Origin of the sequence: Limnothrix sp. PR1529, from assembly GCF_002742025.1 — a bacterium.
Classification (GTDB): domain Bacteria; phylum Cyanobacteriota; class Cyanobacteriia; order CACIAM-69d; family CACIAM-69d; genus CACIAM-69d.
The window spans coordinates 1-24,912 of the sequence record NZ_LIRO01000121.1; the positions used below are offsets into that span (position 1 = coordinate 1).

Here is a 24,912-nt window from a genome sequence, read left to right on the forward strand (position 1 = left end):
GATGATGCTAGTTTGCGCCACCGCAAGCATTACGGCCCCACCAGCGCAAAAACCACGGCGGGCTTAACTCCACCGCCGCCGCCGCCGCCTTCCTTTCCACCACCGCCGCCCCCACCCGATCGCCCCCGCGATGGTGAGGAGTCCCCGGAAATTACCACCTGTAATGGTGTGTCTGCGTCCGACGATTTTCGAGACGCGGCTGAGAACTTGGTCTGGATTGGCTAGCAAGTCGCTCAAGGTGAGTTAGAGTGCGACTAGGAATCATGAGGGCGTTTGGGTAGTGCCGTAATGGGTAGTGCCGTAATTCAGGCACGATCAGCTCGTGAAAGCCTTGCAATGTCAGCGCTCACTCGCCGCAAATCATCACCTCACAGGCACTCCCCAACTTCAGACCATCCGCCCCAGCAGGGCGGGGCTTTTTTCCTGTTTGGGGTTAGCTTCCCAATTTGAAAGCCTCTAAGAACAGGCCGTAAACCATTCCTAATTTCAGTAAATTCAAAACCGACAGCCACAGGGGCGATCGCCCGTTGAAATCTGTAGCCCGAGCATTCCAGCGGCGATAGACGACAATGCTCACCACCTCGCAGAACACCGCCAAAATGCCCGCCATGGACAAGTCCCAGGCGGCTTCCTGGCCCGCTGTGGTGATCAAGGCGGAAGCCCCAAAGAACCCCACCAACACCGCCAAACACTGTACAGAAGTGCGCCGCCAAGGATTTTGGAGCCATCCTCCTAATCCCCGGGCGATCGCGCCTAGGAGGTTGTTGAGCCTGGTATCTTGCACGGTTTCAACGCCAGCTTCAATAGTGTTAACGCCGGTTCAATTCAATATTGCATCTCAATATCGCATTCCAATATCGCATCTCAGCATCGCCTCAACAGCGCCTTAACATCGAATCGCCACCAACTCGCCACCAACTCGCTACTAAATCAAGACTCAAGCAAGACCCGCTAGCAGTTAGGTTCCCAGCTTGGCGGCTGCCAACGGTCTGCAATCACGAGCTGGCCAACCCTACCCCAAACAAATCTGGGGCCGATCCTGGACTGATTCCCAACCCATCCTGAGCAGTGCCGAAAAGAGCTGAGATCTAGGAATGGGATTTGGGAATGATGATCGAGAATTGCTTGGGGAATCGCATTTTCGGCTGAACTCTCAGTCAAAGCTAGTTAAATCCTGCTAAAAAGTTCCGGCGAATTTTTGCTCAATCTTCTCCGGATGATCCACCGCGATCGCACCAAAACGCCGCTAAAATGACGGCAGTTTTGCGCACCCATCCCCGATGATTGCGCTACGGCAGTTGCACCTAGTGGTTTTCCCCGCCGATGCGGCCGGGTCGCTGTGCTCTGCTTTCCATGGTCAGAACGGTCAGATTGGTGTCTGGGCAGCCACCCCACACCGCACTCCCAGCGGTTCTCAGAGCCTCATCAAGTGGAGATCGCCCTGCCAGAGCCACCTGAGTGCCCCTGCCCGATCGCCCATTCAGTGCGCTACTCTCTCATCAACTCTCCGCCCTTGACCCCCTTTTGAGGAATTCCGTGTCCACTCGCCATTCCAACCGCGCCTCCTCACCCTTGACCGATCGACATTCCCAAACCAACGCTACCGATATGTCTCGCTCCCCAGCGCCGCAACCCAAGCCTCGGGCCAATCGCTTCCGCTGGTTCTGGTTGTTGTTTAGCCTCTTGGGCGTGGCCACCATCTCCGCAACCACGGGGGCGTTGCTGGCCGTTTCCCTCAGTTCCCCCAGCCTCAGTCAGCGGGAATTGAGCAAAGAGGAAAAGGCGGTTTTTGGGAACAATCAACCCATTTCCAGCCTGGGTCTGCAACTGCCGCAGCTCACCCGGCCGGTCAATATTTTGGTGCTGGGGATTAAGGTCATTACCTCCGACGTGGATGATAGCCTGAGTCGCAAGTATGGCTACCATGCGCTGGTGAACTCCTTTGAGGGTCTGTCGGACACGATGTTTTTGGTGCGGTTTGACCCCAGCCAGAAAAAACTATCGGTGCTGTCGATTCCTCGGGATACGCGGGCTTGGGTGGATGGTCTGGGGATGACCAAAATTAATGCCGCTAACAGTCGTGGGGGGCCGGCCCTGAGCGCCAAGGCGGTGAGCGAGCTGCTGGGGGGTGTGCCGATCGACCGCTACATGCGGATTAATGTCCAAGGGGTGGAAAAGCTGCTGGATGCTTTGGGGGGCTTAACGGTCTATGTTCCCCGTGACATGAAGTATCAAGACGACAGCCAACACCTTTACATCAATCTGAAACAGGGACGGCAACACCTGAATGGGGAACAGGCGCTGGCGTTTTTGCGGTTCCGCCACGATGAGTATGGAGACATTGGCCGGGTCCAGCGCCAGCAGATGGCCATGCGCAGCCTGAAGGAACAGGCCCTGAACCCCACCACGCTGCTGAAGTTACCGGATATTTTGTCGGTGATTCGGGAGAATTTGGACACCAACCTCAGCATGGAGGAGATTGTGGCGCTGGCGGGCTTTGCCACCCAGGTCGATCGCCAAAATGTGCAAATGCTGGTGACTCCGGGGGATTACGGAGATATTGCCCGTTACGGCACGAGCTATTGGTTGCCCTACCCGAATCAAATTCGGGACATGATGGCTAAGCATTTTGAACATGGGGTCGGTTCCGGCGACAGTCGATCGATGTCGCAGGTGCGTGTGGCGGTGCAGGATGCTAGTGGCAATCCGGAGGCCGCTAGGGCGGTGGCGCGGCAATTAGAAGCGATGGGCTATCGCCAAACGTTTGTGGCGCGGTCTTGGAAGGAAACGATCAGCACGACGCGGGTGATTGCCCAAAATGGGGATGCGGATACGGCGGAACAGGTGAAGGCGGCGATCGGGCGGGGTGATGTGCGGGTGGATAGCTCGGGCATTTTGGGATCCGACGTGACGATTCAAATCGGCAGCGACTGGCAAGGCACGGGTTCCAACGCAAATCCTTAAGCGTCCGTTCGCGGGGCCTCGCAATTGCGGCCGCTGCAATGGCCCTTAAAATGGCCTTTTTTCCATGGGTTTTGTCATGGCTGATGTGCGATCGCCCCTAGACCACTCACCACACCAGGAAGCTCAAGCTGATCGGGGGGATTTCCCAAAATCCTCCAAGTTGCGATGGCACTGGGAATCCCATTGGTGGTGGATTCTGGGGGCGATCGTGCTGGCGGGGGCGATCGTTCGATTTTGGCACTTGGGCCACCTGAACACCTTGGTGTTTGATGAGGTTTACTTTGCCCAGTTCGCCCGCGATTACTTGGTGGGCAAACCCGTTGAAGATGGCCATCCCCCCCTCAGTAAGTATCTGATTGCGATCGGGATTGCCATCAGTGAGCATTTTCAGTGGGGGCGCGACAACACCAACCAAGCAACCGGTTCCCTGCTAGCCACGGTCAGCTATCGCTGGCTGAATGCGTTGGTGGGATCTTTGATGCCGTTGGTGGTGGCCTGGTTGGCTTGGTTAATTTCCGGGCGGCGGCTGTTGGCCCTGGTGGCGGCGGGGGCGATCGCCCTGGATGGGCTGTTTTTGGTGGAATCCCGCTATGGGTTAAACAATGTTTACCTGGTGATCTTTGGCCTGTTGGGTCACTGTGGCTGGCTGATGGCGGCGCGGGCCATGGCCGGGCGATCGCGCTATCACTGGCAGGTGTGGGCCTGGCTGGCGGTGGCGGGCTTGGGGTTTGGTTGCACAGCCAGCGTGAAGTGGAATGGCTTGGCCTTCTTGGTGGGGGCTTGGGGCAGTTGGGCCCTGTGGCGAGTTTGGCATTGGCTTGATCGCCCTGGTTTCACGACCCGGCAATCAACCGAGCCGATCGAGAATGTCGAACCACCCAAGAGCATTGAAAACAGCCCCAGTTCCCGCACGGGCCGATCGGCCGCAAATCCCTTAACACTCCTTCAGCGCTTCAGCCCGATCCAAATGGGATTGATGTTGGGGCTTTTGCCGTTGGTGATTTATTGGCTGCTGTGGATTCCCCATGCCCAAATGAATCCCGGCAAAAGTATTTGGGAATTTAACCAAGACTTGTTGCGCTACCACCATCGGGTTGGGGGTGATGATGCCCATCCCTACTGTTCCCGTTGGTTCACTTGGCCCCTGCTGTTGCGCCCGATCGCCTATTTCTACGCCCGCACCAGCGGCCCCAACGCCCCGATCGATTATCAAAACCCGATTCCCAAGGATCTCCCGGCCGGTACGCCAACGGTTTATGACGTACATGCCCTGGGAAATCCACTACTTTGGTGGCTGACAGCGGGGGCGTTGGTTGTGGCCCTGTGGTGGTTGGGGCGGTACTGGTGGCGATCGATCGCGCAACCGGCCGCTTTGGCGAACCCCCTGGTCAGCACCGATTATTTGGAAAGTCCCGTGGTGCGGTTGGGATCCCATCGCTGGCAATTGCGACTGATGTGGGAGCGATCGGGCGCGATCGGGGCCGCTGCGCGATCGCCTGAAGTTTTGATGTTGACCTATTGCCTGGTGAACTACGGGGCGAACTGGCTGCCCTGGGCCAAGGTCTCTCGTTGTACCTTTCTCTACCACTACATGGGAGCGTTTGTGTTTTCGGGCTTGGTCTTGGCTTGGCTGCTCGATCGGCTCTGGCAATCCCGCTCCGATCGCCCCCTCTCGATCGCCGCCATGATTTTGATTGGCCTGTCTTTTCTGTTTTGGCTGCCCGTTTATTTGGGCTGGCCCCTCACCCCCTTTGACTGGCAACTGCGGATTTGGGGAATTGAGGGTGTGCGCTGGTTGCCTTACTGGATTTAACGATCTTCGGGTGGGCCGCAGCGGGTCGATCGGGTCGATCGACCCGATCATGATCAACCGTCGCGCCGCAGGAAGTCACAAGCTGCGCCTAGGTGTATCACCCCACAAGTTCCCCCGAGAATGCCAGAATCAAACCACCGTCCTCAGCGATTCTGATGCCTGCGCGAAGGCTGTAACCCAGACTCGTTCAAGTCTCGGCACGTTTTTCATCGGAGCACTTTCGTCGGCTGCTGCAATTTGCTGCGCCGGTTTCTCTCAGCCGCAACAAATTGCAACATGGAAACCCAAGCGAGGCCTGGTTTTCCATTCCTGATCCTGACCACGCCCCACCCGCACCGTTAGACACCCTATGAAACTCGTGCAACCCATCCAGTCGATCCCGAAGCGGTTCCGACAACTACGCTTGCGCTGGTTGGTCGTGCCGCTCGTCCTGCAAGTGGCCGGGGCCGTTGGACTCACGGGATGGCTCTCACTGCGAAATGGCCAGCGGGCCGTGAATGACCTCGCGGCCAGGCTCAGTGGCGAAATTGCGGCCAAGGTGGAACAGCATGTGCAGGGGTATTTGGGCACATCCGAGCTGTTTTTGCGCATTGATGCTGCATCCGTGGCAACGGGTAACCTCAACCTCAACGACTTCGCCGCCCTTCAGCGCTACTTTTGGCATCAGGTACACATCACACCGGAGGTCTCCACCCTCTACTACGGCAACGCGGAGGGCAATTTTTTGCAGGTTGAGCGCGGCAACCCTTCCACGGTCTCCGTGCGAACAACGGCCACGGCCCCCAACTGGAGAATTTACACCCTGAACAAGCAGGGCCAGCGCGATCGCTTCGTCAGCTCCCGGCCCTACGACCCCCGTAAACGCCCTTGGTATCGGGCTGCTGTGGCTCGGGGGGGCTTGGCCTGGTCGCCCATTTATGTGTTCACGGAGCCGCCGGTTTTGGGCATTACTCCGGCCTTGCCCGTTTACACCAGCAACCCCAGTACGGTGACCGCCAGTGGCACACCGCTGACCACGGAAACGCTCAAGGGTGTGCTGGCGATCGACCTTCCCTTGGAACAGCTTTCCACCTTTTTACGGGGTCTGAAGGTAGGGCGAACCGGAGAAATGTTTATTGTGGAGCGGTTGACCGGGGCCCTGGTGGCCACGTCATCTGAGGAACCCCTGTTTTTGCGGGATGCCCAAAACCAACCCCAGCGGCTGAAACCGGAGGAGAGCCGCGATCCTCGAATTCGGGCAGCGGGCGAGTTTTTGCGGGAGCGCTTTGGCACCTATCGCCAGGTCAGCAAGCGATATCAGGGCATTGTGCGACCGAAGGGGAGCGATCGTGTTTTCATCGATGTGTTGCCCCTGGAAAATGACTATGGACTTGACTGGGTGACTGTGACGGTTGTCCCCGAGCGGGATTTCACATCCCAAATTCAGGAAAATACCCGCATCACCGCTCTGCTCTGTTTGGGCGCTTTAGGCTTGGCCGTCTTAATGGCGATCGCCACCACGCGCTGGATTGTGGATCCCGTCAGTCGCATCAGCCGGGCCGCCGAGGCGATCGCTGAGGGCAATTTAAATCAGACCGCCGCCGCCAGCCCAATTCTGGAGGTCGATCGCCTGGCCGAGTCTTTTAACCGCATGGCCTTTCAGTTGCGGCAGGCCTTTGCCGCCTGGGAAGAAGCCAACCAAAATCTAGAGCTGAAGGTGCAACAACGCACCGCCGCCCTCACCCTTTCGGAAGCCAAGCTGCAAGAAAAGGAACGATATTTGCGGCTAATTCTCGACAGCATTCCCCAGCATGTGTTTTGGAAAGATACCGATCTGGTCTTTCAGGGTTGCAACAAAAACTGGGCAGAAGCGGCGGGGCTGGAAAACCCTGAAGCGGTGATTGGGCTAACGGATTTTGACCTGGTGCGAGATCCAGAGGCAGCGGAGGCCTTTCGGGAGCAAGATCGCCGGGTGATTGAGAGCGATCGCCCCGTTTGGCACGCGATCGCCCCCAAGCAAAAACCGGGAGCCACGGGCGAAACCATTTGGCTAGATATCAGCAAAATTCCGATTCACGACAATCAACGCCGCGTGATTGGGTTGTTGGGGGTGGTGGAAGACATCACCTTACGCAAACAGGCCGAAGAAGCCCTGCGCCGGGAACAGGAAAAATCAGAGCGATTGCTGTTGAATATCCTGCCCCGCACCGTGGCCGATCGCCTAAAGCAAAATGTGCAGCCCGATGGATCCACGGAATCGGAACCGATCGCCCAACATTTTGAAGAAGTCAGCATTCTGTTTGCGGACATCGTGGGTTTCACGCCCCTTTCGTCCCAACTGCCCCCGATCGATCTGGTGACCTGGTTGAACCGCATCTTTTCCCAGTTTGACCACCTGGCAGAACGCCATCACCTGGAAAAAATCAAAACCCTCGGAGATGCCTACATGGTGGCGGCCGGGCTGCCCCTGCCCATGGAAGATCCCACTGCAGCCATGGCTAACATGGCGCTGGATATGCAGCGGGTGATTCATGGCTTTCAGGATGAGTTTCAGCAAACCTTGGGGCGATCGCTGGAAATTCGCATTGGCATGAACACCGGGCCCGTAATTGCCGGTGTAATTGGCATTCGTAAGTTTATCTATGACCTGTGGGGCGATACGGTCAACATTGCCAGTCGCATGGAGTCCCAGGGCTTGGCCAGCCGAATTCAGGTGACCGAAACGGTGTATCAGGCCCTACGCGATCGTTATGAGTTTGAATCCCGAGGCGAGATTGATGTGAAGGGCCGCGGCCCCATGCGCACCTATTGGCTCACGGGTCGCCAAACCACCGCCGTTGTGGATGTGGTGGCCGCTGCGATCGATTCTGGCCCAGAGTTTTAGCGCACGCACGCTTCAGAGCATCCTCATTAGAACATCCTCATTATTGGTTGATTAACCCCTGGCGATCGCTCCTCTGGACCCGATCGAGGTCGAATTGGTGATCCTGACTTTCCCCCAACGGCCGCGAAGTAATCAGTTGGCGGATTCGATCGCCCGATCGAGTCCTTCCGTTGGCACTCACAGTCTTCCGTTGGAGAAGTTGGTTATGGCTTGCAAATGGACTTGCGCAGTGATGGGTTCGATCGCCCTTTTGGTCACCACCGCCACCCTGGCCCCCTTGCCCACCCGGGCAGAAATGCCGGAAGTGGTGTGGATGGTGGGGCCCGCTGAAAATGTGGAAATTGTGACCGGCGAGATTCAAGATTTGGTGGGCGATCGGGTGCGACTGTTGCTGACCGATGGTTCCACGCGCTTGGTGGGCATTACCCAGCTCGATCGCACCCGACTGGGACTCGATCCGGGAGATCAAATCACCTTGGCCTTGGTCGATGGTCGTTTCTTTGCCCAAGCCGTTGCCCTGGGAAACGATGCCCTCGTGATTCGCAATGGCTCCATTCAACTGGCCAATGCTGACAGCGCCTACGTCAGCACCAGTCAAGCCAGTGTGACCACGACCACCACCGTGCAACAACGCACCGTACAACGCAGCGGCCAACAAACCACTGTTCAACAAACCACCGTCACCCCCGATCGCCCCGCACAACCAATTCGCGGCATGTGGTAACTGCTGATTTGTTGATGAACCCATTGACGGGCCGATTTTTCCGTGCCTTGCTGTCCCAGGTTGCCTAGCTCAAAAGAACAGCACAACCCTAGAACCCCACACCTGCAAACCCATAAAAAACCAGCAACGCCCACTGATCAGCGGACTGATCGCGGACGTTGCTGGATTTTTTTGAATTGGAAGCACCCAGGGCCGCACAAGGCCATCGCGCAAGAAGCGATCGCGCTTAGGCCCGTCGTCAGTCGGCTATTGAGCTTTTTGCTAATGAGAGATTGATGTGTCAACTGTGATGCACTCGATCGTCCACTGGCGCTGCGATGTAGGAGTCGATCGCCAAGGGAAGGTCAACGGTCATCACCCACCAATCAATAACAAATCACCAATTAATCCACGTTTCCGTGCATCCATCCCCCAAGACGATTTGCACCTTAACTTTGCCCGAATTGCAGAACAGCCACGACCTCAAACGTCTGATTTCAGGCTCCACACAACGCGGGTTTCAGTTTTGTTGCCATGGACTTAGCGGGCCGCAGCGGCCACCATTCCCAAAGCAGGCACATCCCCTTCTTGATCGCCCCAGAGCCGAAGACTCGGGAACAGGAAGTGGTTTTCTTCAACGTATTGCGCTCCGAACAACCCTTTTTCGGCCCAAAAGTAGCGATCCGTGGTGTGTTCGTTACGCTTCACCAACACCAAAGCGGGGGGATGAATTCCCTCTGCCTTAATGAATTTGCGAGCGGCCGTGACCGGCTTATCTTCGCCACATTCGATGCTATACTGTGGCACATTCTCAAGAATCCGTCGCCCTTCTTGCCGCCGACGGCTCTTGCGCTTGCGTCTCCTTGCCAACCTCCTTACCTCCCGTGCCAAGATAAGTGTAGTGACGGTTACAAAAGCCGTGCAAAGTATATCGCCTTTGCGCCAAAATTTCAACTTGTTTTAATTGATCGACATGAATTCAATTACAATGTTTTATTCTGTCGATTTCTTAGCAGTTTGATTGTGAGTGCTGGCCCATCCAGAAACCTAGAGACCGCCTGGATTTTGCACAATTGCCGCCCCAGGTTCTTGCGATCCCTCGCGGCTTTTTAATGGTTTTTAATCAGTTTAGATGGAGCAATTTGAATAGAAGCGGTTTGAGATAGCTCCAGCTTAAGGAGTTCTCAAGCCTTGGGGAGAGCAACGCCGTAATTCTTCACAAAGCCGGCGATCGCCCCATGTGGGAAACCGGGCGCGGCCGCTCCCCAATCCCTGGCAACCGCGAATGTTCCCCGATGGAGGCCCCCAGGGGGGAGTGGCGAGCAATGGCGAGTTCAACCTTTTTGGCCCTGTGCCAAGCGCAGTTGGCCTTGATGGCGGAAACGCTGCACCTGGGACGGGGTGTGGTGTATTTGGCGCAGGATTGGTCAGGAACGGCGGAACCGGCTTGGATGCCGGTGTTGGAATATCCGGCTCGGGCCAAGACGCAGCTTTTGGGGGAAGCGGGAACGGGCCGATCGCGCAGTCGGGGCCGATCGCGGTTGCTGTCGGGGTCGGGCCCTTGGGCAGCGGCTCCGGCGGAGATCACCTCTGCGATCGCGCCCGAGGCCGAGGTTAGTCACCAAGCGGGTGATCGGCCGGACGTGCTGGACTTCTCGATCGCGTCGGAAGCAATTCCCCCGGCGGCCACCCAGATCACGGATGCTGACCATTCAGCCTCTGCCCATTCCACCAATTCCCATTCAGCCGTTGACCCCGCGTTGAATCCCCTATTCAATCCCCAACCCCACCCGGGCCGATTGGTGCTGCCCTTGGCCCGAGGGGGGATGATGTTGGGGCTGTTGGTGCTCGATCGCCCTAAACCTTGGACTCCCAAGGATCGCCAGCAGGCGGGGCGGGTGGCGGTGACCTTGGCGGCGGCCTGCGAACTCGATCGCCGCAATCAACTGCTGGAGGCGGCCTATCGCCAACAACAGACCACGCAACAGCGCCAGGCGGAATTACTACACAATTGGCTGCACCAGTTTCGCAATCCCCTGACGGCCATTCGGACGTTTGGCAAGTTGGTGCTGAAGCGGCTGGGCGGCGAGGATCGATCGCGCCCACATCTGGAAAGCTTGCTGCGGGAGGGCGATCGACTCCAAGGGATGTTGACGGACTTTAGCCAAGTGATTGATACGCCGGACTGGACAGGGGCAGCGGCCCCCAGTGCCGACCAGCCCTCACCGTCGGAGTTACCCGCCCCCGCCGAAAACAAAGCGGCCCTGCTGTTGCCGGGAGTGACGATCGCCCCTTGGCCAGTCGAGGCCTTGGTGATGGATGCGATTGCGGCGGCGGAAGCGGTGGCGATCGAACGCGGGCGATCGTTTCAAATGTCGTTACCCGCCGATTTGCCGCCGGTTTTGGCCGATGGCACGGCTTGGCGAGAGGTGTTTAGCAATTTGCTGGATAACGCCATCAAATACGCCTGTGATCGGGGTCGGGTGCAGGTGCTGGCCCGGGTCGCCGCTTGGCAAGATGCGCCCGCAGCCGGTTGGGGTCTGGCACTGGTGGTCAGCAATCAGGGCAACAATATCCCGCCAGCGGACTTGGATCGGCTGTTTCAGCGCGGTTTTCGGGGAATTCAGGCCGCCAGCCCGATTCCAGGCACGGGGTTGGGTTTGGCGATCGCCCGTCAGTTGATGACGCAGATGGGCGGCCGCTTGGAACTGTTTAGCCCCCCGATCGCCCTACCTGCTCGGTTGCGGTTGCGGGAAACTCCCGATCGACTCCTTCCCCCGATCGCTCAGGGAACGATGGCTGTGGCTTGGTTGCCCCTGGCGGAAACGAATTCACCGCCTCCTGAATGAACCCCTAAACTACCTGAGTGAATCCCTGAATTAATGGCCGAATCCACCGCTAAACCGACTGGTTAATGGGCCGAATGCCCGCCGCACTGAATTGGGTGACCCAAAATTCTAAATCCGGATCCGGCAGGGCCGATCGCGCGGCGGCTTGGATTTCCTGGGCTTGGCTGGCGGATTCGGCCAGGGCAAAAACCGAGGGGCCAGAACCGGACATCATCGCTCCCAGCGGGGCCAGGCGATCGAGCAAGTCCCGCAACTGCGCAATTTGGGGATGGGCCGGCAACACCACCCGTTCCAAATCATTACGCAACAGGGGCCGCAACCCCGAAAGACCAGCTCGATCGCCCGTAGCCAAGGCCTGGAGCGATCGCACGAGGGGCCCAGACTTGGCCGCCGTATGCCGAGCCGCTTGGGCCTCTGGAGTGCGGGCATATTCCGCCCCAAACTGAGCGCGATAGGTTTGATAGGCCCAGGGGGTGGAAACGCCCAAACTGCGGTACTTTGCCAACACCAACCACACCTGATCCACCCCCGCGAGGGGATCCAGCACCTCACCGCGTCCCGTGGCCAACGCTGTTCCTCCGCCCACACAGAAGGGCACATCGGATCCCAACTCGGCCGCCAACTCCTGCAATTCTCCTTGGGTGAGGCCCAAGCCCCAGGCCAAGTCCAGCCCCACCAACACCGCCGCGCCATTGCCCGATCCCCCAGCTAAGCCAGCGGCCACGGGAATTCGCTTTTCAATTTCGATCGCCACGCCCCCACATTTGGCGAAGGCTTCGGGAAACCGCTCGCTCATCAGGGCTGCGGCCCGATAGGCTAAATTGCTGGCATCGTTAGGCACACCCTCGGCGGCGCACTCCACTTGGATTACGCCCTGCATTCCCGATCGCACATGGACGAGATCCGCCAAGTCAATGCTCTGGAACACGGTGGCCAACTCATGGAAACCATCGGGACGATCGCCCACAATTTCCAAATAGAGATTAATTTTGGCGGGTGATCGCAGCGAATAGGATTTCATCGGCACGCAAGCATCAGGACAAAAGCGTCCCCATTGTCTCAGAAGGGGCCCACGAGACCATCGATGGTTGATTAACCTGGCCTAGCTTTGGGGCGATTGGCGTGATCGGGGCGATCGGCGCGGCTTGCTCAACTGTTCCACACTCAGCAGCGTCACCCCAAGGGTCACCAACCCAATGCCCAGCCATTGCCCCCCGGCCAGCGATTCTTGGATCAAAACCCAGGCCGCCAGGGCCGTCAGGGCATTGCCCGAGGCGCTGAGAATGGCCGTCCAAGCGGCTCCCACCCGTTGCACCGCCAAGTTATTCAGCAGGTAGCCCCCCAAGGTCAACAGACCCAAAATGACTCCACCCAACAGCAGGCCGCCCCAAGTCCCCGGCAACACCTGCACCGTCACCGCCTCCGGCCGTGCAATGAGTCCAAAGCAAGCCAACACAAACACCCACAGAAAGGAAACCAGGGTGAACGGCACGGGATGCAAGGTTTTGGTTCCCCATTGCACCGTGAGTAGATAGCCTGCGAAGGCTGCGCCGGCCGCTAGCCCGCTGGAGAGGCCCACCCAGTTATCGCCCGCGGTCGGACCCCCCTCGGGCAGGGCCAAGCCGCCCCCCAGCAGAATCAGAGCCGTGAGAAACAAGCGCAGGGCCGTGGGGCGATCGCCCAATAGCCACCAGGACAGGGGCAGGGTAAAGACGGGGTAGAGAAAAAAGAGGGTGACCGCCAAGCCCGTTGGCAAATTCCCGATCGCCACATAGAGCAGCACTTGGGACACAAACATGAAAAAGCCGTTTAGCAAGATCATTTGCCAAGACCGGCGATCGCGGCTTTGGCACAGGTGGCGAATTTCCTGCCAAGTGGCGGGATAAAGCCAAGTGGCCAGCGCTGGAAACACCAACACGATCGCCAGGGTGCGCAACAGCAAAATCAGCAGGGAATTGCCCAGCCCTGGCGCAATGATGCCGGGTAGGGTCACCACCCCTAACAGGGTTTCCGGAGCATTGCCCGTAAACAACAGCTTCAGGGCCACATTGAACAGGGCCAACAACAGGGCCGCCACCAGGGCCAACAGCCAGCCCGGTTGCCGCAGGGTCTGAGGATGGGGGACGGAGGGTTTCACGGCCACAAGGGGGGGAGGGAACAACACAGGAGCCGGATCGGACAAGGGGGCGATCGGGGAAGCGGGCCGATCGGGCGCGGTTGATTCAGGCTCAGGAACCCCAAGCTCAGACCCAAGAGAATCGGGCGCGAAAGCATTGGGCGAGATCGAGGTTTCCCAACGAGCCATCACTTGCTTCAACAACAATTCCCCCTGCTGTTGTCGCCGGGCCAATCGGCTGAGTCGTTGGGCCAGCGCCTGTTCATAGGCCGCCAAGTCTTGATGGAGATGGGTGAAAACTTGGGCCAGGGTTTGATCCAGCGCCATTAATTGTCGCTCAATCGCGGTGCTACTGAGACGACCATGGATCACCACGGGCGAGCCGATCGCCTCGCCGGAATCCCTGGGCCGCAATTCCTGAGCCAAGGCCTGAAACCGTTGGTCGATCGCCCTTTTCAGGTGGGCTCCCATGTGTTGAGCCAGTTGTTTTGCCCACTGTTGGGCCCAAGCTTGGCTGGTGGGATCCAACAGAGATTGTCCCGGAGCGGGCTGTGCTCGCAGTTGTTGGCGATAGCGAGCTAGGCGATCGAGATCCAACAGTAATTGGGTTTTCTCGGCGCTCAGGCGATCGAGATCTTGGGCAAGCTGGTCAAGTTGCGATCGCTGAAAAATTTGCAATTGCTCAATCACTGCCGACCAATCCGGTGCTGATTCTGGGGCGATCGGGGCCAGGCTCGATCGATCATCACGGACATCTTCTGCCGCCGACTCAGGGAGATGCGGATTGGAATCGAGGCCCATGGGGTCGATCGCGGGTTCTGCAATGGGCAATGTTGGTTGCTCCGATGGGCCCATGGAGATGGCTCAGGTCAGTGGCTCAGGTCAGTGGCTTTGCGGTTGAACAGCTCCGCATTTTGCGCCTCTAGCATTGCTCAATCATGATGGCTCAATCCTGGGCCAATTGGGCATGGCCGCCTTGGGCCTGGCCCAGCGGGACAGCCTCAAGCGGGCCCGGTGGTGGCCGATGTTCCGAAATGTTGGAAGCTGGCCGATCGCCCGATCGGTTCGATCGCCCCTGAATCCACCACCCAGGCGATCGGCTGCTGGGTTAACGCCTCTGAAAACGCCTCAGGATCCGCCTCTGGAGCCACCATTTCCCCCACAATGGCCGCCGAACCGCCCAAGGACTGCACCAAAGCAGCAGCCAAATCCGGCGGTAAACACAGGACTAATTCAAAATCTTCGCCCCCATAGAGCGTCCAATGGCGGGCCCGCGCCAGCCCCACCGCCGCCACCAACCCCGATGGTATTGGCAGCCGATCGCCCCACAGTTGCGCCCGCAGGCCGCTGGCTTGGGCCAATTGCACCACCGCATCGGCCAGCCCATCGCTGGAGTCCATGGCGGCCAGGGGGCGATCGACCAGCCTGGGGCGCAGTTGATCCAACTGATCGATTACGTCCAAGCGGGGGGTTGGGTATTGGTGGGCCCGAATCCAGGTCGATCGCGCTGCGGCCGAAGGTTCCGCAGCATCCGGGGGCCAGTCAGCCAACAGCAGGGCCAACCCCGCACGGGAAGCCCCATGTTCACCCGTCACGACGATCGCATCTCCCGGTTGGGCCGCGTGGCGCTGGAGGGATCGATCGGGCAAAACCGACCCGATCGCCGTGATCGCCACCGTGGCCACAGTCGATCGGGTCACATCACCCCCCACAATTGCCCCGCCAAACTGGGCTAAACAATCGGCCATCCCCCCATAGAGAGACTCCACCCAGTCGATCGCACAATTCCCCGGCAGAGACAGCCCCACGGTGATTGCCCGAGGCGTTGCCCCCATGGCCGCCAAATCGGACAAATTGGCCGCCACCGCTCGCCACCCGATCGACCTAGGAGGGGTGGTGCGATCGCTAAAATGCACCCCGTCCACCAGCACATCAGTTGTGACCACGAGCGATCGACCCTCGGGCCAGTCCAACAGGGCCGCGTCATCACCCACCACCGAGCGATCGCAAAAGGCAAACAACCGCGCCAGTAGCCCCGCTTCCCCCACATCCGCCAACCGCAACGATTCCACCGCGTCCATAAGCTCTCGCACTGACTCTAAACGCACCCAACCCAAACATAATGACCCCGCAACCTAGGCAACCCGGCTAAACGGAACGGTTCCAACAAAACGAATCCCCCTTGGCATCCAGGCCAAGCGGGGACTCAATCCTCGGGGAGGCGTTCGCTGCAAGACAGGTTCTGAGCAAACGGCATCACTCAGAACCCGCCGCACCTAACTGGGCTGCACCAGATTTTCCAACCCATCCACCACCGTTGCCTTCACCACCTGGTCACCGGGGCGAATCTTATCCAACACCGCCTTGGCATCGCTAATCGAGTAGCCAAATACCGCATAGCGACCATCCAGCAGGTTGGCCCCGGCGGGAGTCAGTTCCGGTTCAAACAGGAAGAAAAACACCTGAGACGAACCGCCATCGGGATCCGGTTCCGGTCGGGCCATGGCCAGGGCCCCATAGGACGAGAAGGGCAGCACGGGCAAATCGCCATAGCGGCCCGCATCTTCGAGCGTGATGCCGTAGGTGGGTTCCTTGTCGCCACTGGCCAGAATTTCTAGGGGAATGGCGCGATATTCGTTGTTTTTGGGATCAATGAAGCCTTCAGCGGGGCCAGCCGGATCGCCAAATTGCAACACGTAGGAATCTTCGGCACGGGTGAAGGGCAACCCGTCATAGAAGCCCCGCTGCACCAAGTCCACAAAGTTGCCGGCCGTGACGGGGGCGCTGTAGCCATCCACCACCACAGTGACGCTGCCTTTGCTGGTTTGAATCTCGATCGTGGCGCGGCCCTTCAGTTGGGGCAGGTTGGCATATTGAGCAGGCACTTCAAAGGGGAAACCCTGCACCATATCCGCTTCGATCGCCCCCACTGCGTCCAGAATCTCCCGGCGCAGTTCCCAAACCGTGGACTTATTTTTGGTTTCCACGGCGGCCTGGGCCTTGGCGATCGTCTCGCTGATCTGATCAAGCTTTTGGGCAGCGGCTTCCTGGCGATCGGGACGAACGGCCGCCAAAATCTGGTTGCGCTTGTAGGTCACCGTCCGATCGGCCGTTTTCAAGCTGGTGGCCACGGGACTCCAACGCTTAGCCCGCAAGGATCCGGCGATCGATTCCACCTCCGACTGCACCTTGCGAATCGGCACATTGTCGATCGGCAAGGAATAGCGCAGCAGGGCCTTGCCGTCAGTGATGGCATTCCCGGCCGGCAGTGCTGCCCAAGCGGGAGCCGCCCCGATCGTCCACAGCACCATCACCAGGCTCAGGGCGATCGCCCAACCGCCCATCCACCCTTGCTCCCGTCGTTGCAGTTGTCGATCGACCACCGCTGTCCAGGTTTCGATCGTCTTCGCCCACCCGGAGCGGGTTTGCCCTGCCTTAAATCGCCTTGGAATAGCCATGATCGAAGATAAATCGAGGTCAATCGAAGTGAATAAAAAATATGGCTGCTTGACGGCTGGCTGACGGCTGGCTGACCACTGGCTACACCGGCAATTGCGCCAGCCAACCTGCAAGCCAGCCCCCAGGACTCGCAAGGAAGCCCTAAACCCTAGCCCGCAAGCCCTCAAACCATCGCAACAGCCCCAGCGCGATCGCCCGTTTCCATGGGCGCATCGGGAGACTGCCAATCTTCCAATCTTGCCATAGCCCGGTCGATTCCAGATTCCTGGGCCCAATACCCAACGGCCCCAAAAAGCGGTAGAGTGTATCCCGTCCTATGCCCGCCTGCGGTGCTTTGTAAACCAGCTTCCGATGATTTCCAGTAACGATTTCCGCCCCGGTGTCACGATTGAGCTAGACAATGGTGTCTGGCGAGTTGTTGAGTTTTTGCACGTCAAACCCGGCAAAGGCGCAGCGTTTGTTCGCACGAAGCTGAAAAACGTGCAGACCGGTAGCGTGGTTGAGCGCACCTTCCGCGCAGGGGAAACGGTTCCACAAGCGACCCTGGAAAAAAGCGACATGCAGCACACCTACATGGACGGTGAGCAGTATGTGTTCATGGACATGAAGACCTACGAGGAAATGAACATTTCCGCCGCCCAAATTGGCGATCGGGTCAAATACCTGAAAGAAGGGATGGAAGCCCAGGTGGTGACCTGGAACGGCAAGGTGATTGAAGTGGACTTGCCCAACACCGTGGTTCTGGAAGTGGTGGAAACGGATCCCGGCGTGAAGGGCGACACCGCCACCGGGGGCCAAAAGCCCGCCAAACTGGAAACCGGCGCAACGGTCATGGTTCCCCTGTTCATTTCCGTGGGCGAAAAATTGCGGATTGACACCCGCGAAGATAAGTACCTTGGCCGCGAAAATTAATTTCCTTCTGAAGCTCCTGGCGATTGGGCCCTGGAACGCCACGACCGATCGCCAGGGGCTAGGCAATTAGTGTTACAACCGATACTGAATCAGCCCCTACCCTTGGTCTGGGCAACCCTTGGGAATCTCCAAGCGATCGTCCTCAGACCAGGCAGCTCTCTAAACTAAATCCTGACTAAATCCTGCATTTTGCATTGCCTTGGTTTGCATTGCTTTAGATTGCCTAGATTGCCTCTTTTTCAACTCGGAGCCTGGGCCCAAGGCCCCATGGACGGCTCTTTTTTGAATCCCTTTAACGCTTTAACATTCTGCGATTAGGAGCGAGACGACCCGTGCCGCTGGACTTTGACGAATTGCGGGAACTGCTGCTGGTTCTGAACCAGACGGATATTGCCGAAGTGACGCTCAAGCAAGGTGACTATGAGCTGACCGTGCGAAAGGCAGTGGCGGCGGCAGCAGCAGGCACGGCGATCGCCCCGGTGGCCATGGCAGCGGCCCCGATCGCCCCGGTCGCGGCCCCGGTGACTACGGCCGCCCCCCTGGAGCCAGCAGCGCCGCCCGCCTCGCCACCGCCCCTCAACGATCCCAAACTGCTGGAAATCAAGTCCCCGATGGTGGGCACGTTTTACCGGGCCCCGGCCCCCGGCGAGCCGCCCTTTGTGCAACCGGGCGATCGAATCACTTCGGGGCAAACGGTTTGCATCATCGAAGCCATGAAGCTGATGAACGAGCTAGAGGCCGAAATCAGCGGTGAAGTGGTGGAAATTTTGGTGGAAAATGCCCAACCCGTCGAATTCGATCAAGTTCTGATGCGGGTGCGGCCCGCCTAAATCACCTGCCCCCATCAAGCGCATGGATAGCGAACCCAGTAACTCCAATTTTCCGGCCGATGACTCCTCCAGCGGCAACCTGCGATCGAGCCTCACGGAATCGATCGACCTAGCCGAATGGGATTGGCTGAAGCCCCACATCGGCCGCGATGCCGTCATTGTGGTTACGCCAGATTTGGACTTGGCCGAAGTGGGCGAGGCCCTGGCCAGCGACAACACCGCCGTCGTGCAGCGCTGGATTGATGAACAGGCGATCACAAAACCCACCCAAGCCGAACTTGCGGAGTGGGATCGATCGGGCGATGTTCGTTTTCAGGCCATGATTGTTGCGCCCTTTGTGCTGGTCAAGCTGATCACTGGCTAGGTTTGCCTCATTCCTGTAGCCAGGTCACCGGACTGCACCACCGGACTGGATCACCAGACTGTGTTACCGAACTGTTTTCGGAATTACCAGACTGTTTTCGGAGCAGATCACGGAGCTTCAGAGCACAGCTATTTCCCGGGATGAAACCCTACAAAACCCAGCGGAAAACCGGGGTATACTAGGATCGCCCCGCAGCTATCTCGATCGACTCGCCGATCAACGATTCAGATCCATGATTTAGATCAACGGTCATGAGGCGATCGGGCGCTTGGGGATCCAGCCTCGCTCCTAGGTTCTCCACCCGTGGAACTGTCATCCAAAAGCGAATATGCCCTTCTGGCCCTGTTGCAACTCGCCGATCGCTACCAAGACGACGAGCCGTTGCAAATCCGCCAAATTGCTGCCGATCAGGACATTCCTGATCGCTACCTTGAGCAACTCTTAGCCACCCTGCGCCGAGGCGGTTTGGTCAAAAGCCAACGCGGGGCCAAAGGCGGCTATCTGCTGGCGCGATCGCCCTGGACGATCTCGCTACTGGATGTGCTGCGATGTTTAGAAGGAGCCGATGCCAACATTGCCGACGACGGCGGGCGCGATCGCCCGCTCGAAAGCGCCATTATTTACGAGATTTGGGTTGAAGTGGATCAAGCCGCCAACGACGTGCTGCAACGCTACACCCTCCAGGATCTCAAGGATCGTCGAGATGCCCGCAAGCAACTTGACCTGATGTATTACATCTAGGCTCTGGGGATCATGGCTGCCCAGGGGCAATCAAGAGCACTGAAAAAATCCTTAGAAGGCTCGGGATATTTTGGGTTGCTTGCGGTTGCTTGATTTTTGCTGAATGGCTGGCTGAATGGCCGGATGATTCGACTGATCTACTCACTGCCCAATGCTTCGTTGTTCGATCCGACCCGTGCCATAGGGGCGATCGACCCCCTCAGACCTGACGAGAGAGTTCCAGCCAGATGCCCATGAACGTCGCCAACAACATCACCGAACTGATTGGCCGCACTCCCCTAGTTCGGCTTAACCGCCTGCCCCAAGCGGAAGGCTGCCTGGCCGAAGTGCTGGTCAAGCTGGAAAGCATGAACCCTTCCGCTTCGGTGAAAGACCGGATCGGCATCAACATGATCGAAGCCGCCGAACAGGCCGGCACGATCATTCCGGGTAAGACCGTTTTGGTGGAACCCACCTCCGGGAACACGGGGATTGCCCTGGCCATGGCCGCCGCTGCCAAGGGCTATCAACTGATCCTGACCATGCCGGAAACCATGAGCGCCGAGCGGCGGGCCATGCTGCGAGCCTACGGGGCACAGTTGGAACTCACGCCGGGCATTGAAGGGATGGGCGGTTGCATTCGGCGGGCCCAGGACATTGCCAACACGGTTCCCAATGCCTATATGTTGCAGCAGTTCCGCAACCCGGCAAATCCAGACATTCACCGCCGCACCACCGCTGAGGAAATTTGGGCCGACACGGACGGCAAGATTGATGTCTTGATTTCCGGTGTGGGCACGGGCGGCACGATTACGGGTGTGGCGGAAGTGATTAAGCAGCGGAAACCGGACTTTCAGGTGATCGCCGTGGAGCCAGCCAACAGCCCGGTGCTGTCCGGCGGGCAACCGGGCCCCCACCGAATCCAGGGGATCGGCGCAGGGTTTGTACCCGAGGTGCTGAAGGTGGATTTGATTGATGAGGTGATTACGGTGACCGATGACGACGCGATCGCCTATGGTCGTCGTTTGGCGCGGGAAGAGGGCTTGCTGTCGGGGATTTCTTCGGGAGCAGCGATTTATGCGGCGATTCAGGTGGGTCGCCGCCCGGAAAATGCGGGCAAATTGATTGTGGCGATTCAGCCCAGCTTTGGGGAGCGCTACCTGAGCACGCCGTTGTTCCAAGACGCGGAGCCGGTTACGAATATTCCGTTGTAATGAGGATTAATCCGGGTAGGAGCGTACAGAGGTACGCCCCTACAGGGTTGATGGGTCTTGATCGACCCGAATGGGGATGATTTTGATCACCCCGTAACCGTGGATGGTTTTAGCGACCCCTCCTCATTCCTACAAATCTGGGAAAACCGCTTGGACGGCTGGATGTTCGATCCGGCCGTCTTTGATGTTGAGGCCCTTCGCCAAGGCCGGGTCGCGATCGAGCGCGGCCAGTCCGTGATCCGCCAGGGCCAACACGTAGGGCAAGGTGCTGTTTTCCAGGGCTTGGGTGGAGGTGCGAGGCACGGCACCCGGCATATTCGGCACGCCGTAATGCACCACGCCGCATTCGGTGTAGGTGGGATGGCTGTGGGAGGTGGGGCGCAGGGTTTCGATGCAACCGCCCTGATCGACGGCCACATCAACAATCACAGCTCCGGTGGGCATCTGTTCCACCAGTGATCGCCCCACTAAGATCGGGGCCCGCCGCCCGGTGACCAACACCGCACCGATCAGCAAGTCCGTGTCCGGCACAACGGCTTCGATCGCGGCGCTGCTGCTGTAGAGCAACTCCACCCGCGAGCCAAACAGGGTTTCTAGATAGTTCAGGCGATCGACATTCACATCCAAGATCCGCACCTTGGCCCCCAAGCCCACGGCCATCTTGGCGGCTTCGGTGCCAACCACGCCGCCACCGAGGATCGTGACGCGGCCCGGCGCAACCCCCGGCACGCCACCCAGCAAGACTCCGCGCCCGCCTTGTTGTTTTTCCAGGTAGCGGGCCCCAAACTGCACGGACAACCGCCCGGCGATCGCGCTCATGGGGGCCAACAGGGGCAGGCGGCGATCGGGCGTTTCCACGGTTTCGTAGGCGATCGCACTGATCCCCGATCGCAGCAAGGCTTCGGTTAAGCTCCGCTCCGCCGCCAAATGCAGATAGGTAAACAACAGCGGTGTAGTTTTCAAGAAGCCATATTCACCGGGCAGCGGCTCCTTCACCTTCACCACCAACTCGCAGTCCCAAGCCAAGTCCGCGTCGGGCACAATCCGCGCCCCAGCCGATCGATAGTCCTCGTCGCCAAACCCCGCCCCCGCACCGGCCTGGGTTTCCACCCGCACCGAATGCCCCCGATCGACCAACGCCCGCACACCCTGGGGAGTCAAACCCACCCGAAATTCCAGATCCTTAATTTCCTTGGGAACACCGATTTCCACGGGGACTACCTCCTGTTGAAGCGGTCGTGAGTGGCTAAACGCGCCCGATCGCCCCGTTGCTGTTTTGTTGCAGAAACCTTAAGGGTTTTGCCCCAAAATCAAAAATCACGTGCGATCGTGCATTTGCATGGGATCCCCTCTAAGCTAACGGCTCGATCGGGGATCACGGTGTGCCCCTCGTCACAGATGCCATTTCCAGAGCGCAAGGCTTCATTGGCAGAGACTCGGCCCGGCCCGCATCCGGGCGATCGCGCCAACCCCTATGCTGGTCAAGCATCCAATTTTTGATTAACAAACCAGCCAACCATGACCATTCAGTGGCAAACCGTTAAACCCTACGAAGACATCCTCTACGTCAAAGCCGACGGCATCGCCAAAATCACCATCAACCGCCCCCACAAGCGCAACGCTTTCCGCCCCAAAACGGTGTTTGAGCTGTACGAGGCCTTTTGTGATGCCCGCGAAGATGCGGCCGTGGGCGTGATTTTGCTGACCGGCGCAGGCCCCCACACCGATGGGAAATATGCCTTCTGTGCCGGGGGGGATCAGAGCATTCGCGGGGAAGCGGGCTATGTGGATGAGGCCGGCGTACCCCGGTTGAATGTGTTGGATTTGCAGCGGCTGATTCGATCGATCCCCAAGGTGACGATCGCCCTGGTGGCGGGCTATGCGATCGGGGGTGGCCATGTGCTGCACCTGCTCTGTGACCTGACGATCGCCGCTGACAACGCGATTTTTGGGCAAACGGGCCCGAAAGTGGGCAGCTTTGACGGCGGCTTTGGAGCCAGCTATCTGGCCCGAATTGTCGGCCAGAAAAAAGCCCGGGAAATTTGGTTTTTGTGTCGGCAATACGACGCGCAACAGGCCTTGGAGATGGGTCTGGTCAACACCGTGGTTCCCGTGGCGGAACTGGAAGCGGAAGGCCTGCGCTGGGCCCAAGAAGTGCTCGAAAAAAGCCCGATCGCGATTCGTTGCCTAAAAGCCGCTTTGAATGCCGATTGCGACGGGCAAGCGGGCTTACAGGAATTGGCTGGCAATGCCACCATGCTCTATTACATGACCGAAGAAGGCAGCGAGGGCAAGCAGGCTTTTCTAGAGAAGCGATCGCCCAATTTCCGTCGCTATCCCTGGCGACCCTAAGCCATAGCAGGGAACCTTTTTCGGATTTCTCAGTATTAGGCTCACCCTTGCCCAATCGACACAAAATCCGATCTAAAAAAATGAACCAGGAGTATCTTAGTCTCCTGGTTCATTTTTCGCTTTTGAATGATTGATGATATGGCGTTTACCCAGTCGCATCTATCAGTCGCCTATGGTGGGTCAAAGTTGGTTTTAATCGTTGTTTCAGTCCCTATTTCAAACCCGGTCGCGATCTTTAAGTATTCATCCTGAAAGCGGAGCAAGATCCCAGGGAATTACTACCAGAAAATCGCCTGATTGGCTAGGCACTGAATTGAGGGCTTGATGCACCCTGAAGCTAGCCTCCATCAGCCCTTGATTGCCAACGGCGTGACTGATCCCCTAGGCAATGGAAGCAGAAGCATTCGATCGCAAAACCGGCGTAGTGGCCGCCAGGGCCGCTTCATTTTTAAATTCCACCGTCGCCACGATTGCCACGCCCGTTTCTGCGGGGCTGTGAACCAACCGCTCTAACGATTCCCAAGATGGAGCGAATGCTGGCATTGCGAGCGGACAAGCCTTCCAGCCCGCACGAACCACTGCATCAAACTGACCGCAATATCCACCACGTCGCCCTTCTGGGGTGTAGTAGCGACAATGGCGGCAAGCAGAAACTTGGAAGGGCGTAGCACTCATATTTTGCACTGCCAACGCAGAGCGCCGCTGAGAATTTGCTAACTTCATTATGGAATTGAGACGAATTGCTGTAAAAGTCCTTAAGACCCAGATCTACTCTGAGATTCAGCGATCCCAAACACTTTTAGAAATTTAGATTATCTTCAGCTTCCACTTTGGCTTTTTCAGAAAGTTTCTTCAGAAGACCATTGATTTTCCTGAAAAATCAGTTAGGGGATCAAAGAAAAATCACTTAAAATCAATCGTTAATCATTTTGAAGAGTTTTTGTCAATTACTTTAAAAAGTCTTTAAAAAGGGTATGCGCTTTCTCTGATGGCGCTAGGAACCTGGTTTTTTAGTAATGGTAGGTTATGAAAGTCTAGGAGTGAACGGTTACCTAGAATACCGTTTCCCAAGAGATGTCATCATACAAAACGCAATATTTGGCAACATCTCTTGAAATTGACGAAGGTAGGACATTCGAGATCAATTTTTTTTGGACATACTGTTGGCCTCATTGCTCGATCGGGAAGCCATTTGGATCTGCGATGAGTTTGGGATTGGGATCAATCGAGTTGAGCTATTTTTGATACCTTCTCCAGGAAATTTCGCAAGAAACCCTCCCAGAATTTTGGTGAGCAAATCCTGCAAGCAAATTCTGCGCAAGGTTTTGAGGCTTCCATGAAACCAGTGCCCGCATTTCACTGCTTGCACTGATTTCGCGTTGATATTGACTTCGCGTTGATATTGAATTGGTATTCACCCACATTCATATGATTGTGGAGTTGTGGTTTTTCTGTTCCTGTGCTTCTGGCTTGGATTTCTGGCTTGGGGTTTCTGGCTTGCGCATCGAGCTTCCAACTGCAAGCTGAATACAAGCTGATCTCAAGATCCAGAGCCGGATGAACGGGCTTGAGACCAACGCTCAACCATGCACAAACTACAAACTCCCCAGCGCTCTAATTCCGCTGGTGGGGTTGATCGCCCGCAATGGGGACAGCAATCATAGCGCTTCAGTTGACTTTGCACGGAAGCGGCCCACTGGGTGAACGCTTCGGTGGCGGTGGCGGGTCGGGGTCGATCGGGAGGGTGCTGGGA

Annotated in this window: 19 protein-coding genes and 2 pseudogenes; 12 read left to right on the forward strand and 9 right to left on the reverse strand. The window is 57.9% G+C overall.

Going from position 1 to position 24,912, the window contains the following annotated elements; translation table 11 throughout:
• Positions 1-225: pseudogene (locus AMR42_RS20680) on the forward strand (hypothetical protein); the annotation flags it as partial.
• 208 nt (positions 226-433) lie between these two features.
• On the opposite strand, the gene AMR42_RS16765 reads toward AMR42_RS20680, so the two are convergent.
• On the reverse strand, positions 434-784 hold the full coding sequence (locus tag AMR42_RS16765; protein ID WP_099534799.1) for a DUF565 domain-containing protein: 351 nt from the start codon (positions 782-784) through the stop codon (positions 434-436).
• Between the two features lie 752 nt (positions 785-1,536).
• Here AMR42_RS16765 and AMR42_RS16770 point away from each other — a divergent pair.
• The 4 genes from AMR42_RS16770 (at position 1,537) to AMR42_RS16785 (ending at position 8,364) form a co-directional block, all read left to right on the forward strand.
• Complete coding sequence (locus AMR42_RS16770; protein ID WP_234407062.1) at positions 1,537-2,964, forward strand: LCP family protein; 1,428 nt, start codon at positions 1,537-1,539, stop codon at positions 2,962-2,964.
• A 64-nt stretch (positions 2,965-3,028) separates the two neighbouring features.
• Positions 3,029-4,777 carry a phospholipid carrier-dependent glycosyltransferase gene (locus AMR42_RS16775; protein ID WP_099534801.1) on the forward strand — a complete coding sequence of 583 codons (1,749 nt, stop codon included), beginning with the start codon at positions 3,029-3,031 and terminating at the stop codon, positions 4,775-4,777.
• A 349-nt stretch (positions 4,778-5,126) separates the two neighbouring features.
• Positions 5,127-7,640, forward strand: a complete 2,514-nt coding sequence (locus AMR42_RS16780; RefSeq protein ID WP_099534802.1) for an adenylate/guanylate cyclase domain-containing protein — start codon at positions 5,127-5,129, stop codon at positions 7,638-7,640.
• Between the two features lie 97 nt (positions 7,641-7,737).
• A complete protein-coding gene (locus AMR42_RS16785; protein WP_143473155.1) occupies positions 7,738-8,364 on the forward strand; it encodes a hypothetical protein in 627 nt (208 codons plus the stop codon).
• A gap of 519 nt (positions 8,365-8,883) precedes the next feature.
• Here the strand turns inward: AMR42_RS16785 and AMR42_RS16790 are convergent.
• Positions 8,884-9,213, reverse strand: coding sequence for a DUF3155 domain-containing protein (locus tag AMR42_RS16790; RefSeq protein ID WP_099534815.1), 330 nt, complete (start codon positions 9,211-9,213; stop codon positions 8,884-8,886).
• A 455-nt stretch (positions 9,214-9,668) separates the two neighbouring features.
• Here AMR42_RS16790 and AMR42_RS16795 point away from each other — a divergent pair, with 455 nt between their 5' ends.
• On the forward strand, positions 9,669-11,192 hold the full coding sequence (locus AMR42_RS16795) for a sensor histidine kinase KdpD (protein ID WP_158234523.1): 1,524 nt from the start codon (positions 9,669-9,671) through the stop codon (positions 11,190-11,192).
• A 49-nt stretch (positions 11,193-11,241) separates the two neighbouring features.
• Here the strand turns inward: AMR42_RS16795 and ispE are convergent, their stop codons facing one another.
• From ispE to AMR42_RS16815, 4 genes are all read right to left on the reverse strand, one after another.
• Positions 11,242-12,213: a 4-(cytidine 5'-diphospho)-2-C-methyl-D-erythritol kinase gene (ispE, locus tag AMR42_RS16800; protein WP_099534805.1), complete on the reverse strand. Its 972-nt coding sequence runs from the start codon at positions 12,211-12,213 to the stop codon at positions 11,242-11,244.
• 81 nt (positions 12,214-12,294) lie between these two features.
• Positions 12,295-14,139, reverse strand: coding sequence for an EamA family transporter (locus AMR42_RS16805; protein ID WP_158234524.1), 1,845 nt, complete (start codon positions 14,137-14,139; stop codon positions 12,295-12,297).
• Between the two features lie 170 nt (positions 14,140-14,309).
• Positions 14,310-15,389 carry a thiamine-phosphate kinase gene (gene thiL, locus AMR42_RS16810; protein ID WP_099534807.1) on the reverse strand — a complete coding sequence of 360 codons (1,080 nt, stop codon included), beginning with the start codon at positions 15,387-15,389 and terminating at the stop codon, positions 14,310-14,312.
• A gap of 195 nt (positions 15,390-15,584) precedes the next feature.
• Positions 15,585-16,619, reverse strand: coding sequence for a peptidylprolyl isomerase (locus AMR42_RS16815; RefSeq protein WP_368670750.1), 1,035 nt, complete (start codon positions 16,617-16,619; stop codon positions 15,585-15,587).
• Positions 16,620-17,118: 499 nt separating this feature from the next.
• Here AMR42_RS16815 and efp point away from each other — a divergent pair, with 499 nt between their 5' ends.
• The 5 genes from efp (at position 17,119) to cysK (ending at position 20,807) form a co-directional block, all read left to right on the forward strand.
• Positions 17,119-17,679, forward strand: a complete 561-nt coding sequence (gene efp, locus AMR42_RS16820) for an elongation factor P (RefSeq protein WP_099534808.1) — start codon at positions 17,119-17,121, stop codon at positions 17,677-17,679.
• Between the two features lie 332 nt (positions 17,680-18,011).
• Positions 18,012-18,509 (forward strand): acetyl-CoA carboxylase biotin carboxyl carrier protein, encoded by a 498-nt coding sequence (gene accB / locus AMR42_RS16825; RefSeq protein ID WP_099534809.1) that lies wholly within the window; start codon positions 18,012-18,014, stop codon positions 18,507-18,509.
• Between the two features lie 22 nt (positions 18,510-18,531).
• Positions 18,532-18,873: a DUF2288 domain-containing protein gene (locus AMR42_RS16830; protein WP_099534810.1), complete on the forward strand. Its 342-nt coding sequence runs from the start codon at positions 18,532-18,534 to the stop codon at positions 18,871-18,873.
• Positions 18,874-19,176: 303 nt separating this feature from the next.
• Positions 19,177-19,614: an Rrf2 family transcriptional regulator gene (locus AMR42_RS16835; protein WP_099534811.1), complete on the forward strand. Its 438-nt coding sequence runs from the start codon at positions 19,177-19,179 to the stop codon at positions 19,612-19,614.
• Between the two features lie 233 nt (positions 19,615-19,847).
• Entirely contained in the window at positions 19,848-20,807 is a 960-nt protein-coding gene (gene cysK / locus AMR42_RS16840) for a cysteine synthase A (protein WP_099534817.1), read from the forward strand.
• 129 nt (positions 20,808-20,936) lie between these two features.
• Here cysK and ald read toward each other — a convergent pair whose 3' ends face one another.
• Positions 20,937-22,019: an alanine dehydrogenase gene (gene ald, locus AMR42_RS16845; protein ID WP_099534812.1), complete on the reverse strand. Its 1,083-nt coding sequence runs from the start codon at positions 22,017-22,019 to the stop codon at positions 20,937-20,939.
• A 306-nt stretch (positions 22,020-22,325) separates the two neighbouring features.
• Here ald and menB point away from each other — a divergent pair, with 306 nt between their 5' ends.
• On the forward strand, positions 22,326-23,159 hold the full coding sequence (gene menB, locus AMR42_RS16850; protein WP_099534813.1) for a 1,4-dihydroxy-2-naphthoyl-CoA synthase: 834 nt from the start codon (positions 22,326-22,328) through the stop codon (positions 23,157-23,159).
• A 381-nt stretch (positions 23,160-23,540) separates the two neighbouring features.
• Here the strand turns inward: menB and AMR42_RS16855 are convergent, their stop codons facing one another.
• Positions 23,541-23,834, reverse strand: coding sequence for a hypothetical protein (locus tag AMR42_RS16855; protein ID WP_143473156.1), 294 nt, complete (start codon positions 23,832-23,834; stop codon positions 23,541-23,543).
• Positions 23,835-24,699: 865 nt separating this feature from the next.
• Positions 24,700-24,912: pseudogene (locus AMR42_RS20685) on the reverse strand (DUF721 domain-containing protein); the annotation flags it as partial.